General features: G+C 47.2%; 14 protein-coding genes. 10 read left to right on the top strand and 4 right to left on the bottom strand.

The window, feature by feature from the left end:
- Positions 1-321: 321 nt before the first annotated feature.
- From OC23_RS16785 to OC23_RS16765, 5 genes are read left to right on the top strand one after another with little or no spacing between them, the layout of a single operon-like run.
- A complete protein-coding gene (locus OC23_RS16785; RefSeq protein WP_038346120.1) occupies positions 322-1,140 on the top strand; it encodes an ABC transporter ATP-binding protein in 819 nt (272 codons plus the stop codon).
- Positions 1,137-1,916 (top strand): lipid asymmetry maintenance ABC transporter permease subunit MlaE, encoded by a 780-nt coding sequence (gene mlaE, locus OC23_RS16780; protein ID WP_038346119.1) that lies wholly within the window; start codon positions 1,137-1,139, stop codon positions 1,914-1,916. Before OC23_RS16785 ends, mlaE begins: the two co-directional genes overlap by 4 nt.
- The gene (locus tag OC23_RS16775; RefSeq protein WP_038346118.1) at positions 1,916-2,590 is read left to right on the top strand and encodes an outer membrane lipid asymmetry maintenance protein MlaD; all 675 of its coding nucleotides are present in this window, start codon (positions 1,916-1,918) and stop codon (positions 2,588-2,590) included. The genes mlaE and OC23_RS16775 overlap by 1 nt, the downstream gene beginning before the upstream one ends.
- Before the next feature lie 19 nt (positions 2,591-2,609).
- Positions 2,610-3,242 (top strand): phospholipid-binding protein MlaC, encoded by a 633-nt coding sequence (locus OC23_RS16770; protein ID WP_038346117.1) that lies wholly within the window; start codon positions 2,610-2,612, stop codon positions 3,240-3,242.
- Positions 3,243-3,253: 11 nt separating this feature from the next.
- Positions 3,254-3,541 (top strand): lipid asymmetry maintenance protein MlaB, encoded by a 288-nt coding sequence (locus OC23_RS16765; RefSeq protein ID WP_038346116.1) that lies wholly within the window; start codon positions 3,254-3,256, stop codon positions 3,539-3,541.
- A gap of 45 nt (positions 3,542-3,586) precedes the next feature.
- Here the strand turns inward: OC23_RS16765 and OC23_RS16760 are convergent, their stop codons facing one another.
- A complete protein-coding gene (locus OC23_RS16760; protein WP_038346115.1) occupies positions 3,587-4,603 on the bottom strand; it encodes a CorA family divalent cation transporter in 1,017 nt (338 codons plus the stop codon).
- 172 nt (positions 4,604-4,775) lie between these two features.
- Here OC23_RS16760 and OC23_RS16755 point away from each other — a divergent pair, with 172 nt between their 5' ends.
- Both OC23_RS16755 and OC23_RS16750 read left to right on the top strand, forming a co-directional pair.
- Positions 4,776-5,360, top strand: coding sequence for a TIGR00730 family Rossman fold protein (locus OC23_RS16755; RefSeq protein ID WP_038346114.1), 585 nt, complete (start codon positions 4,776-4,778; stop codon positions 5,358-5,360).
- 10 nt (positions 5,361-5,370) lie between these two features.
- A complete protein-coding gene (locus OC23_RS16750; RefSeq protein WP_171194819.1) occupies positions 5,371-5,766 on the top strand; it encodes an NUDIX hydrolase in 396 nt (131 codons plus the stop codon).
- Here the strand turns inward: OC23_RS16750 and OC23_RS16745 are convergent.
- A complete protein-coding gene (locus OC23_RS16745; protein WP_038346111.1) occupies positions 5,720-6,403 on the bottom strand; it encodes a ComF family protein in 684 nt (227 codons plus the stop codon). The genes OC23_RS16750 and OC23_RS16745 overlap by 47 nt on opposite strands.
- Positions 6,396-8,441: an ATP-dependent DNA helicase RecG gene (recG, locus tag OC23_RS16740; protein ID WP_038346110.1), complete on the bottom strand. Its 2,046-nt coding sequence runs from the start codon at positions 8,439-8,441 to the stop codon at positions 6,396-6,398. The genes OC23_RS16745 and recG overlap by 8 nt, the downstream gene beginning before the upstream one ends.
- Before the next feature lie 18 nt (positions 8,442-8,459).
- Here recG and OC23_RS16735 point away from each other — a divergent pair, with 18 nt between their 5' ends.
- Together OC23_RS16735 and OC23_RS16730 are read left to right on the top strand one after the other, a co-directional pair.
- Entirely contained in the window at positions 8,460-9,278 is an 819-nt protein-coding gene (locus tag OC23_RS16735) for an NAD-dependent epimerase/dehydratase family protein (protein ID WP_038346109.1), read from the top strand.
- A gap of 123 nt (positions 9,279-9,401) precedes the next feature.
- On the top strand, positions 9,402-10,382 hold the full coding sequence (locus tag OC23_RS16730) for a putative solute-binding protein (RefSeq protein WP_038346108.1): 981 nt from the start codon (positions 9,402-9,404) through the stop codon (positions 10,380-10,382).
- Between the two features lie 198 nt (positions 10,383-10,580).
- On the opposite strand, the gene plsB is transcribed toward OC23_RS16730, so the two are convergent.
- Positions 10,581-13,127 (bottom strand): glycerol-3-phosphate 1-O-acyltransferase PlsB, encoded by a 2,547-nt coding sequence (plsB, locus tag OC23_RS16725; RefSeq protein WP_038346107.1) that lies wholly within the window; start codon positions 13,125-13,127, stop codon positions 10,581-10,583.
- Positions 13,128-13,403: 276 nt separating this feature from the next.
- Here plsB and OC23_RS16720 point away from each other — a divergent pair, with 276 nt between their 5' ends.
- Entirely contained in the window at positions 13,404-14,276 is an 873-nt protein-coding gene (locus OC23_RS16720) for an acyl-CoA thioesterase (RefSeq protein ID WP_038346106.1), read from the top strand.
- Positions 14,277-14,399 lie beyond the last annotated feature (123 nt).

Raw genomic sequence — 14,399 nt, 5'->3', positions numbered from 1 at the left:
TTTTATAAAAGAAATGAATAGGGTTAAGCAAAATAAAAGTCTTTTGGTTCAAGCCTGGTCTTTCATCTGTAGTGAAGGACTGCCATGCCTATTCGTAATTTTAATGCTGTGTAATGGTTTATTCTTTGCTTATGCGTTGTTCGATACCATTAATTCTGAATCCTTCAATGTAAATTCACAGCCTGCGACCAGCCAGACCGTGATTAAAAATAACTACATAAATTAAATCATCCAGTTACGCCATACATGAAAATAAAAACAGGAATTTAACGTTTCAGTGTATAGTATGCGAGCATAAAAAGTGCAGGAATGAACGCCATTATGAATAACCACTCTCCTCTTGATGCAGAAGCCTTAATTGAAGTTAAAAACTTAAGCTTTAATCGGGGAGAACGCGTCATTTATGACGATATCAGTCTCAAAATACGTCGTGGTCAGATTACTGCAATCATGGGGCCGTCTGGTACCGGGAAGACGACCTTGTTGCGCCTGATTGGCGGGCAGTTAAGCCCGGATCAGGGTGAGGTTCTGCTCGATGGTAAAAATATTGCCTCGATGTCGCGTCAGGAACTGTTTGCTGCACGTGCACGTATGGGCATGCTGTTCCAGAGTGGTGCACTTTTTACGGACATGTCCGTTTATGAAAATGTAGCCTTTCCAATCCGTGCCCATACCAGGTTACCAGAGCACCTGATTGCCGAGCTTGTGGCCTTAAAGCTAGAGTCGGTTGGTCTACGTGGTGCCGAGCAATTGATGCCCACCGAGCTTTCCGGAGGGATGAACCGCCGTGTGGCTTTGGCCCGTGCCATTGCGCTTGATCCTGACCTGATCATGTATGATGAACCTTTTGCCGGACAAGACCCGATTGTAATGGGGGTATTAACCCGTCTGATCCGTTCCTTGCGGGAAGCTTTGGATCTGACCACCATTATCGTATCGCATGATGTGGCTGAGACCTTATCGATTGCCGACTATATTTATGTGGTTGCCGAAGGCAAGATTCAGGGTGAAGGGACGCCTGAACAATTAAAACAACATGCTTCACCTTTTGTACGCCAGTTTTTGACAGGTTCGGCTGAGGGGCCTGTGGAATATCAATTTACTCATCAAGCATATTTAGATAACGAGGTTCGTCCATGAATACGATTGCCTGGCTAGGTAGACTCGTTATTGAGCGAATAAAGGGGATTGGTGCTGCTGCATTGATGCTCCTGCAAGTTTTATTTTCCATGCCATCACAAGGTGGATTTCGGCGCTTTGTTTACCAGATGTACCGTGTCGGGGTGATGTCGCTGCTGATTATTGCGGTTTCAGGCCTGTTCATTGGTGCGGTGCTGGGGTTGCAGATGTATAGCATTCTGGTCACTTTTGGAAGTGAAGCCATGCTCGGCACCGCGATCTCGTTAACCTTGCTGCGTGAGCTGGCTTCTGTCGTGGCTGCATTGCTCTTTGCGGGGCGGGCAGGTTCGGCATTGACCGCAGAGATTGGTTCCATGAAGCAAAGTGAACAGCTGGCCAGCATGGAAATGATCGGGGTTGATCCACTGCGCCAGATTGTTGCTCCCCGTCTCTGGGCCGGGATTGTGAGCTTGCCGATGCTGACGGTCATTTTTGCAACCATCGGTATCATCGGCGGTAAGCTGGTGGGAGTTGACTTTTTGGGTGCGGATGAAGGTTCATTCTGGAGCGGTATGCAAAGCAGCGTGCAGTTCTGGCATGACATTTTTAACGGTACTATTATCAAAAGCATTGTCTTTGCATTGATTTGTACATGGGTGGCGGTATATCAGGGCTATGCCTGTGAACCAACGCCGGAAGGTATCGCGACTTCGATGACCAGAACGGTCGTATATTCTTCACTTTGTGTATTAGGTTTTGATTTCGTGTTGACTGCGGTCATGTTCGGAGGGATTTAATGAAATCACGTACTAGTGAGCTGGCCGTAGGTATTTTTGTCATTATCTTCGGTGTTGCTCTGTTTTTTCTTGCCATGAAAGTCAGCGGTTTGGTCGGTACTAATCTGCGTGACAGCTATAGCATGACAGCACAGTTTGATAACGTTAACGGTTTGAAACCACGTGCCAAAGTCACCATGAGTGGTGTGACGATTGGCCGTGTAGAGTCGATTACACTTGACCCGGTATCACGTCTGGCAACAGTGAAATTTGATCTGGATGGCAAGCTGACCAGTTTCAATCCGGAACAGCTGAAAGAAGTGCAAAAAAATGCGCTGGAAGAGTTGCACTACAGTTCTGATTATGAACAGGCCAATGCTGCGAAACAAAAAGAAATGGAACAGCAACTTATCAGTAACATGTCCTCCATCACCACGCTGGATGAAGATGCTTATATAATGGTAGCAACCAATGGCCTGTTGGGTGAGAAATATTTGAAAGTTGTCCCGGGAGGTGGTGTGAACTACTTAAAACGGGGTGACGTGGTTTCAAATACCCAAGGTACAATGGATTTAGAAGATTTGATCAGTAAATTTATTACTGGTGGTGCTGGTAAAGCCACATCAAGCTCAACAACCCCGGATAATCCGGCTTCGCAGCCTGCTGCTGAAGCAGAACCTTCTTTTGTTGAGTAATTCAGGTTAGGAGATTGAAGTGAATACATTATTGAAACAAACGCTAACCGCAAGCGTATTATCGACAATGCTTGCAAGTGCGGCATTTGCAGCACCAACAGAAACCCCGCCTGATTTTGTGAAACGTGTGGCTGATGGCTTGATTACACGTTTGAAGGCAGAAAAACCGAAATTACAGAATAACCCGGCTCTGGTACGTACCATTATCCGTCAGAATCTTGACCCGTATGTCGATTCACAGGCATTTACACGTATCGTCCTGGGGACTTATGCCAACAACCAGTATACCAATGCTGCACAACGTGCCCAGTTTGAGAAAAACTTCCGTGAAGTGATTATCGAGAACTATGGTGGTGCTTTTGCAAAATATACCAATGAAAGCTATACCATGCGTCCGTTTAAGTCGACCAACAGCAAGACGCCGGTGGTGACTCTGGACTTCTTGCACAATGGTGAGAAAATTCCGGTGTCGTTCCAGTTAACCGACAAGGGCGACCAGTGGAAAGTGCGTAACATCAACGTATCGGGCATTGACCTTGGCTTGCAGTTCCGTAACCAGTTTGCGGCAACCGTTCAGCGCAATGGCGGTGATATCAATAAGGCCATCGCGACCTTTAAACCTGATGCCGATGCAGCAGTTAGCAAGAAATAAGTAGGTGACGGGTGATTCAGTATATTGATCAGCAACTGATCGTTTCAAAAACGATTGATTTTGCAAATGCAGAGCAGATCTATCAGGCTGGCCTAAAACATATCCGGCAACATAAGGACTTTCCTCTGGTTGTAGATCTGGGACAGCTTGAGCAGGGAAATACCTTGTCTCTGGCGGTACTGGTGCAGTGGTTGCGTCAAACACCACAGAACAGGGGCCTGCATTTTAAGAATGTGTCTGAAAAAATGCTGAAAATCATTCAGGCCTGTCATTTACAAGATGACCTGACACTGATCTGAGTTAATCGTGTAGAGATAAAAAAAGCACCGTAAGGTGCTTTTTTATTAAATCCATTTTTTCCAGCGGAAATAAATTGTCGGACCAATCAGGAAGGTGAGGACTAGGGAAATCACAATCCAGAAACTGGTACTGCCGTGTGAAAAAGGCAGCACTTCGGTGTTCATGCCGTAGATACTGGCCACCAGCATTGGCGGTGCAAGCATGCTTGGAAGAATCGAGAAGCGCTTGAAGGTTTCATTCATTTCGGTATTGGCAAAACCGGTGGTAATATCCAGCAAGAACTTCAGCTTTTGAAACAGGAAGGTGTTGTGTTCAAGCAGGGAACGTACATCTTCACTCATTTCCCGGATGTCTGCATCATAAATATGGCTGCCCAGTGCACGTGGACGTGACAGGAAAGACAAGACACGGCGCAGGTCTGTCAGACACAGCTGGGCTTTTCCTAGCATGTCTTCCTGATGCGCCAGCCGGGTGATCATGTCATCCAGATCAAGGATCTGTTCACGGTGATGATCGTTTAATACCTCGGCTGAATATTCTTCCAGGTATTTGTGCGTATCTTCCAGAATGTCTGAAAGTTCATCCAGTTTGGATTCGAGCAGTCCCAATAGAATCCATACCGGGTCTTTGTAGTCGATGGTATAGTCATTGCGTCTAGCCCGTGCCCGGAAGGCCCGGAACGCAACCAGCTTCTCGCCCCGTAACGTAATCAGCTGTTTTTTGTCGAGTAAAAAAGCGACGGTATGTACGGTAGCTGCGAGCGTATTCTCGAGATCTTCTTGTTCGCGATCAGATTGAAAATTTTTATTCTTTGTTAAAAAATAGGTACTGATATGCAAAATTCCGTCATCATCACGGTAGAATCGCGCTGATGAGGAAATATCTTCAAGTGACTTTAAGGTTGGCAGGTTTCGCTTATAGGCATCCAGTATCCATTGTTGTTCTTCTTGGGATGGGGCAATAAGATCGATCCAGACCAGTTCGGAATGAAGGTCAAAACTACCGTTGATTGTTGCATCTTCTAGACTACCGCGCTCAGTGGCATAAAAGGCTTCAAGCATGTCTTTTTTCCTTGCGCAGTCGATGTGAAATTTTCGGGCTTTTACCGAAAAGCAGCGTGTATTTTAGACAAGGATGAAGCGAAAAACACTTGCCTAAACGTTATTTTTTTAAAAATCTTGTTACATAGTCTACTTTATCAGCATGACAGTTAGATAAAACGGTTTGAATTGTATGAATTCTATATGTGTTTTCTGTGGTTCCTCTCTCGGGAATGATCCCGTTTACAAGCAAATGGCGCAATTGACCGGGCAGACCATTGCCGCACAGGGCAAAACGCTGGTCTATGGTGGTGGCCGCTCTGGTTTAATGGGAGTGGTTGCGGACAGCGCATTACAGGCCGGTGGCCGGGTGATCGGGGTCATTCCTCATGCATTGGCTGATCGCGAGCTGGCCCATACCGGTCTGACCGAGTTGCATATGGTGAACAATATGCATGAGCGTAAAACCAAAATGGCCGAATTATCCGATGCTTTTGTGGCATTGCCGGGTGGTGCTGGAACGCTGGAAGAAATTTTTGAACAGTGGACTTGGAGCCAGCTGGGCATTCACCAGAAACCGTGCGGCTTTCTGAATGTCGACGGTTTTTATGATGACCTGATCAAAATGCTGCAAGGCTCTGTAGGGCGTGGCTTTACTCAGGCCCGTTTTGTTGAAAAGCTGATTGTCTCGCAAGATATGGAGGCAATACTGGCTGCATTTTCGGCCTATCAGCCCGTGGTTCCGAAATGGACCTCCAGCAACGAGATACAAGCCTGAGGAGATGAGTTTGAAAACCATTACCGTTGCTGCGGCCATTATCCTGAATGCGCAAAACCAGTTGCTGCTGGTGCGCAAACAAAATACGCAAGCCTTTATGCAGGTTGGAGGCAAGCTTGAAGCAGGTGAGGCACCCGAGATCGCCATTCAACGTGAAATTCTGGAGGAGATCGGGTGTGAGTGTGAGCTTCGCGAGTTTGTGGGAGAGTTTAAAACAGCGGCAGCGAACGAACCTGACCATGTGCTGGTCAGCTATGTATATGCGGTCGAGTTAAAACAGAGGCCACAGATTGCAGCTGAGATTGCCGAGATGAAATGGATTGATCTGGATGACCAGTCGACGGTGCTGGCACCGTTAACTAAAGAAGTGGTGATTCCGTGGTGTCAGCAGCATGCCTTGAATTAACCTTTTGAAGCTGAGCAGCTGCCAGACACAGGCTATAGACCTGCTGGCAGCCCAGTTGTTGCAGCACATGCGATAACGCCGTAATCGAACTGCCTGTAGTGACCACATCATCAACAATCAGAACCCGGCGATAACGAATCGGGTCGGGCGGGGCTGCAATAAACTGCTGTTCAATATGTTCCAGCCGTTCCAGTCGGGACAAGCCCTTTTGCGAATGCTGGGCCAAACGTTGTACCGGTTGCCAGACAGGAATATTTAAGTGTTTACCCAAGGCTTGTGCCAATAACAGGCTCTGGTTAAAACCGCGTTCAACCAGACGGTCTGTTGAAATGGGCATGGGCACAATGGCATGAACTTTCGGGAGCCTGAGTTGTAATAACAAGCCATTCAACAAGCGTTGATGATGCAGTTTCTGCTGGTATTTGAACTGCTGAATGATACGGTCAACAGGATATTGATAATGGCAGGCCACAAATATCTGTTGCTGATTGCGCTCAACCGACTGTTTTAACCAGGGCAACTGTTGCCAGCAGCTTTGGCAGACACCAAAGTGCCGTTTCATGCCAATATCACACAGGCTGCACGGGGTAAAATAGTCAAACAGCTGCTGTGCTGATCTGCCCAGTAATTTAAACATAGGCGTATCTGGGGGCTTCCGGTAACCAGCGTTTGAGCAGGCCTTCCGCATGCTGTGGATAGTCTTTCAGGATTTGCTCTGCAACATAATGCGCCTGGGTCAGCAGGTGATCATCGCGCTCCAGACGCGCCACACGAAAGCCCATATCACCGGTCTGCTTGGTGCCGAGTAATTCACCGGGGCCGCGAATCTCCAGATCTTTTTCTGCAATCACAAAGCCATCATTACTTTCCCGTAAAATCGAAAGCCGTTCCTGTCCATTTTGTGATAATGGTGTTTTGTAGAGCAGGGCACAGAAACTGGCTGTAGCACCACGCCCTACACGACCACGTAATTGATGTAGCTGTGACAGGCCTAAACGCTCAGCATTCTCAATCACCATAATGGAAGCATTCGGAACATCAACCCCCACTTCAATCACCGTGGTGGCAATCAACAGTTGTGACTGATTGTCCTTAAAGGCCTGCATGACGGCCTGTTTTTCATCGGCTTTCATCTTGCCGTGTACCAGCCCGATGTTGATGTCTGGAAAACGCTCCTTAATCTCCTGATAGGTGGCTTCTGCAGCTTGTGCATCCAGTGTTTCAGATTGCTCGACCAGGGTGCAGACCCAATAGGCCTGTTTGCCTTCACGACAATTGCTGGCAATCCGTTGCAACACCTGTTCACGTCGATCCAGAGGAATGGTAACGGTCTGGATCGGGGTACGTCCGGGAGGAAGCTCGTCAATAATCGAGGTATCCAGATCACCATAGGCGCTCATGGCCAAAGTACGTGGAATCGGGGTGGCAGTCATCACCAGCTGATGTGGGGTGAACTGGTCTGCACCTTTATTTCGTAAGGCGAGGCGTTGATCGACTCCGAAACGGTGCTGCTCATCAATAATCACCAGACCTAATTTAGAGAAACCAACCGTATCCTGAAACAGGGCATGCGTGCCCACGATCAGCTGGGCATGACCTTCCTTAATTTGTTGCTCTGCCTGTGTTCTGGCTTTGCCTTTTTGTTTGCCTGACAGCCAGGCCACCTGAATGCCCAAAGGCTCAAACCAGCGCTTAAAGTTTAAATAATGCTGTTCGGCCAGAATCTCGGTCGGTGCCATCAGTGCCACCTGCCAGTCCGCTTCCAGCGCATGACAGGCTGCGACAGCGGCTACCAGTGTTTTACCTGCACCTACATCGCCTTGAACCAGACGTAGCATCGGTTGATCCTGTTTAAGGTCCTGCAAGATTTCCTTGGAAACACGTTTTTGCGCATTGGTCATCTGAAAAGGCAGGCCTTCTAATAACTTTTTGGCCAAGACCTTGCTGCTACTGAAACGGGGGGCTGTGATCTGGCGGATATAGGCGCGCCGTGTTAACAGGCTGATCTGATGTGCCACCAGCTCTTCAAAGATCAGCCGTTGCTGTGCAGGATGAGAGCCTTGATTAAGCTGCAGCATATTGGCATCAATTGGCGGCTCATGGATGTAATGCAAGGCCTGTTTCAGTTCATAGCCATTGCTGTATTTGCCCGGTAAGAGTTCAGGCAAGTCATCACTATGATGTTTTAATGCCTGCCGCACATATTCACGCAGTTTGGGCTGTGTCAGGCCTTCGGTACTGGGATAGATGGCGGTGAGCTGGGTTTTAGGCAGAGGGCTATGTTGCTGGATCACCTGAATTTCAGGATGATATAACTCCAGTCCGCGTGCACCGACACGTACTTCACCAAAAATACGCAGTCGTTGCCCGATCTTGATACGGTCGGTTAATCCTTTGTAAATATGATAGAAACGTAAGGTGACCTTGCCAAAGTCATCCTGAACCAGGGCGGCCAGGGATTTCTTTTTTCCGGGCGGGAAATCGACAGAGCGTACTTCACCTTCAAGCAGATAACTTCGTCCAACGACCAGCTGATTCATTGGAATAATAGTGCTACGATCTTCATAGTCACGGGGAAGATGAAACAACAGGTCATCCGTGCTAAAAATATGAAGCTTTTCTAAAAGGGTCGCTGCGGCAGCACCAACGCCTTGTAATTGCTGAACTGATGTCATCTCTGGTCAAGGGTGTGTATGCATATTTTATTTATTGGTTATGGTAAAACATCTCAGCGTGTCGCTAAACACTTATTTGAGCAAGGTCACCACATTAGCACAATAAGTCGCAGTGCAAAAACAGATTGTTACGCGACCCATTATATTCAGGACATTCATCAACTTGATTTGACCGGGCTGGCACCTGTGGATGTGGTGTATATCATTCTGGCACCTTCTGAAAGTGGGGTTGAGGCTTATCAGCACACCTATGTCGATAGCATCGGGCCCATTGTTCAGGCGCTAAAGCCCCATCCTGTGCAACGTATCATTGTGGTATCTTCCACCCGGATCTATGGAGAAAATGCAGGACAACGCATTGATGACGAGAGCGAGATCCGGCCTGCTGACCCGCAAGGCCATCTGCTGCGTCGCATGGAGTTGTTGTGGCAACAGTATTATCCGCAAGAAAGTATTATTGTCCGTCCTGCAGGCATCTATGGCACTTCCATTGCCCGGCTCAAAAGTCTGGCTGAGCAAACCCGGACTTATCCGGCCATACATTATAGCAACCGGATTCATATCGACGATCTGGCCGGTTTTTTGGCTTTATTGATGAGTCTGGCTAAAGTTGAGACGAGCTATATCGTGACCAACAACAGGCCGTTGCCCATGCATGAAATCTTGTTATGGTTTCAGCGGCAACTACAGATACCGGCTTTGCAATTGGTCTCGAAACAGCAGACCGGCAAGCAAATTTATGCCACGCGGCTGGTTGAAACCGGTTTTAGTATTGAGCACCGGATTTGCTTTAATGACTACGCTGCAGCCTTATCTGTCCATAGTAATGCAGAATAATTACTTTACACTGTCAAGATGATTTAAAAAGTAGCAAGGTGATAAACCTTGCCGATGATGAGATTCCTTAAAGGAACTGCCTGAATGGAACCAGCGTTTGCTGAGAAGCATAGAAGGTGAGACATGAGAAAAATAATCTGGATGAGCCTGCTTGCATTGATCGCCACGGCGAGTTGGGCCGACGAGCAGTCATGGTGTGTATTTGATCCGTTAAGTACACAGGGTGATATTAGCCGCCGTTTACAGGATATACGGTCCTATGCATTGCAAAACCAGGTTGAGTTGAAGCTTAAAACCTATAAAAATGAAAAGGATGCCATTCAGTCTTTTGAGCGAAACCAGTGTTCCGGTCTGGTGGCTTCAAACTTTAATACGCATCGTTATAATCATTTTATGGGAACTACAGGCGGTATTGGCCTCATTCCGAATAACCGTGTAGCACGTGCATTCCTGCAACTGCTGAATCATTCCAATGTCGAAAAGCGCATGATTGCTGCGGATTATGAAGTCATCGGCATGATCCCGATTGGTACGGCTTATATGACCATGAACACCCAGCTGATCAATAAGGTGTCGCAATTACGCAATAAAACGATCGGGATTCTGGCAGATAACCCGCCACAGCTGGCTCTGGTACAGAGTGTGGGAGCTAAACCGGTATATGTCGATTTTTCCAATGCCATTGATTTGTTTAAGCGTAAAAAAATCGATATTCTGGCTGCGCCGGCTTATGGGATACTGCCTTATAACCTGAAAACCGAATTTGGTGAGGCGACCCAGGTGGTGAATTTTCCTGTCGCTTACTTTGCGATGAATCTTGTGATCCGGCCGCAAGCTTATCCTGCGGGTTTTGGCCATCAGGTGCGGTCATGGTTTGTCAAAAATAGCAATAGTCTGGCTGCGCAGGCCATTCAGTGGGAAAACCATTTACCTGCTTATTATTGGGCAGATATCTCAAGCTACGAGAAGCAGGGCTATGATGCAATGGTGGTCAAGATCAGCAAACGTTATGTCGATACCGGATATTATGATGCGTATTTTGTTGAGCTGATCAACCGGCTGCGTTGCCAGGATGACCCTAAATATCTGGGCTGTCGCCGTTGACGTCAAAGAAAAAGGCAAGCGGAGTTGTAATATTGATCAGTGAGTCAAACCTTTTAATTATTCATTTAAAAATCGCTCCTAACCCCTCTTTAAAAAGAGGGTGATTAGGAATCCAGGATAATTTTAGACTTCATGAACTCCCCCTTGAAAAGGTGAGCTGCGGTTGTAGCAGCGCAAGAGGGAGGATTCATTTTTTATTTACGCTTTCTTGCGTTTCAGGCGACGTTTGGCCTGTTGTGAGGCGACTGCTTCTAATGCCTCAGCCAGCTCTTCATCACTAAAGGTGGTGATGTGCTGCAGCATTTGCAAGGTGGTTTCATCCAGCACCAGTTGTGCGCCAGCTGCCATTTCACTGAAATTATCATCGTATTCAATGAAGCCCTGATCATTGTTGCGGATATAGTTTTGCTGGGTCAGCACTTTGATAAAGCTCTGGAATAATGCCTTGTCAAAGAATTCTGGTGAATTGAATTCATACAGCACAGAGAGGCGCTGGCCCAGTAAATGACTGAGTTCTTCAACCTGCTTGGTGGAGATATTGCCTGAACCACGCTGGGTAATCAGTGCAAGGGTCATGTAATAGCGTTCCAGACTCTGTTTGACCGGCATGGCCAGCGTGACCAGTTTCTGGTGTTCTTCACTGTTTGGTGTCGGACTAAACAGGTTGTCTTCATGATCCTGGAAAATCAGGCCAATTTTCACCAGAGCATCGATATAGCTATCAATCTGTGGTTGCAAATCGGCTGCTTGCCATTTCATGAACAGCTCGGCTTTCAGGAACGGATATAAGGTACGGATAACATTACTTAGATCGTTCTTGTGAATTTTGCCGTTGTGCTCAACCAGGGAAGCAACCAGTGAAGGCAGTACAAAGGCATGCAGGATGTTGTTGCGGAAGTAGGTCAGCAATACCGCCTGATTATCTTCAATCGCAATAATATCGCCTAATACGTGCTGGACACGTTTGATCAGCTTCAGTTTGAGGCCGTACGCAACAATTTCCTTGCCAGACAGTGAAGTGACTTGCGTACGTTCATCATACGGCTGCTGGGTGGCCAGATCACGGTAGATGTCGAGCTGTTTGGCACAGATTTCTTCATCAAGGGTGTGCTTTGGTGTGGCCAGCAAGATTAAGGAGAGCAGTGAGACCGGATTGATTACCACGGCACGGTTGATATTTTCCAGAATCAGGTTGGCCGAATTGGCAACCACCGTTGAAATCTCGGTCGAGCTTGGAACTTGGTTCTGGTTTTGCTCTATATGATTCTGTTCCAGAATATCGTTCAGGAATACCGGTTCGCCAAAGTTGACATGTACCTTACCGAAGATACGTTCAATCTTGCGTAAGGTTTTAACGATACCAAAAATCGATTCGGCTTCTTTCGGTTTACCCTGCATTTCACCGACATAGGTCGAACCTTCCATCAGGCGCTCATAACCGATATAGGTCGGTACAAATACAATCGGTTTGGCCGGGCCGCGCAAATGACCTTGAATGGTCATGGCCAGCATGCCCGTTTTTGGAGGCAGTAAACGCCCGGTACGGGAGCGGCCACCTTCAATGAAGTATTCCAGTGGAGTATTGCGCGATAAGATGCTGTATAAATACTCTTTAAATACAGAAGTATAAAGTGCATTGCCGCGGAAAGAACGACGAATGAAGAAAGCACCGCCACCACGTAATAGCTGGCCAACAAAAGGCAGGTTCAGGTTATCACCAGCGGCAATATACGGAATCATCAGGCCGCGTTTATAAATCACGTATGACAATAACAGATAGTCGATATGACTACGGTGACACGGGGTATAGACAATTTCATAGTCTTTTGCCAGTTCACGCACGGTGCTGAAGTTATGGACTTCAACGCCGTCATAGAGCTGTGTCCATAAACGGGTCAGGGCCATATCGGCAAAACGGACTGCAGAGGCGGAATAGTCCGACACGATTTCATTGACGTAGCCAATCGCACGGCGTTCTGCTTCCAGCATACTGATCTTGTGCTGGATGCTTTCACGGCGAATGGCTTCCTGAACTTCAGGTGACTTGACCACCGATTGCATGACGTTACGGCGATCGGACAAATCGGGGCCAAGCACCACTTCACGTTGCTGGTCGAGATAGGTGTCTAGTGAGCTGGTGATATAGGTTGCCGGTGAAACGTTCGGATGATTGGCCTTGGCATAGTCAACCAGCTCACGTAACGATTGCGGCTCATGAAACTCTAAATAAGACTGACGGCCATGCAAGCCAATATTCATCAGCTGCTTGACCGTACCCGGTGTGGCCCAGGTATCGGAGAATAATAATTTGAACCAGGAATCTTCTTTGTCAGGCGAGCGTCCCCATAACACGGTAACCGGCACCAGCTGTACATCGATATCGGGATGCTGTTCAAGAGCTTCAACAAGTTGTAGCAGGCGGGGAGGATAGGTCTGGGTATTAAAGAAATTATTTTCGTTATGATGTAAAAACAGGACTGAGTTTTTTTCTTGATAAGTGCCGAAACTTAGAGGGTCCAGCGCAGGTTTTAAGTGAAGGCGACGGGTTTCACCATCGACCACCAATGCATTACTACGCGAATAATTCTGCAACACATAGCAAACCAGCTTATTGGATTCTGTTAGGCTGGGTTCTGTTGTGGTGGATTCTGTAGGAACTTCACCCAGGACATGTGGGGTGACCACCAGGTCAAGTAACTTACTCGAAAGTTGGCGATACATTTGACCAAATCCAGTCTTGGACATTACAAACTCCTAAATCATAATCCTAGCATCGATTCATGATGAACACGACATTCTGCGTTATTCTTACATAAAACGGTATGTTATTTTCTGACAAAATATAGCGTATTTGGTAGATTTTATCGTTAAAAATCGTATTTTTAGCAGTTATAAATACGATTAACGTGACGGATGAATCATTTTATCCTGAGCATTGTCATTTGAATTTGTGGCACAATCAAAAATATCAACCCTGAAGGACTGGTTGATCTCTCCCCATTGATGTTGGAAGACAATTACATGAATGCGTTAACTCAAGAATTGGTTGAACTGTTGACCCTGGAAAAGCTGGAAGAGCATATTTTTCGGGGCAATAGCCGCAATTTGGTAGGCAAACGGGTATTCGGCGGACAGGTGCTTGGACAAGCCTTAAGGGCGGCGTCCTATACCACAGATCGTCCAGCACACTCTTTACATGCCTATTTCCTGTATGGAGGCGATGTCAACGCACCGATCATTTATGAAGTTGATCCGCTCCGTGATGGCAAGAGTTTTGCCAGCCGGCAGGTGCGGGCAATCCAGCATGGACGGACGATTTTCTCTGCGATGGTATCTTTTGCCAACCCGGAAGAGGGCCTGAACTACCAGCATAAGGAGCCGGAGTATCCGGCACCGGAATCGTTAAAATCGGAAAATGAACTGAAAGAAAGCCTGATTAATTTTGTCCCTGAAAATGTACGTGCCAGCTTTATGCGTGAACGTCACGTCGAGATTCGCCCGACACAGTTGATCAACCCGTTCCAGCCGCAGCCTGAAGCGCCATTTTATGCGCATTATATTCGTACCCATGGCACGATTCCGCAAGAGCTGGACGAAATTTCCTTACATCAGGCCATCGTCGCATTCTATTCTGACTTTACCTTGATGACCACGGCATTACGTCCACATGGCTTATCCTGGATTTCACCAAATCTGCAATGTGCCAGTATTGATCACACCATTTATTTCCATCGTCCTTTACGTGCCGATGAATGGATGCTCTATGATATGGAAGCCACGGTCAGTGCCGGTTCGCGGGGCCTGAATTTCGGGCGGATGTGGCAAAATGGGCAACTGGTCTGTAGCACTGTTCAGGAGGGGCTGATTCGGCTCAGGGAAATCGAAACCCAGTAAAATACCGCATTCAAAAAGCCGTCATCCTGATGGCTTTTTTAGTTTCGGGCTGACAAAAAATTGCTCGATTCTTCCATATCGGCATGCCATAGTAAGGTCAGGTTAAAGGATTTTATCAATTAC

Origin of the sequence: Acinetobacter sp. A47, from assembly GCF_000805455.1 — a bacterium.
GTDB lineage: Bacteria > Pseudomonadota > Gammaproteobacteria > Pseudomonadales > Moraxellaceae > Acinetobacter.
The sequence above is the reverse complement of the archived record's forward strand: the minus strand, read 5'-3'. Positions and strand labels throughout refer to the sequence as shown.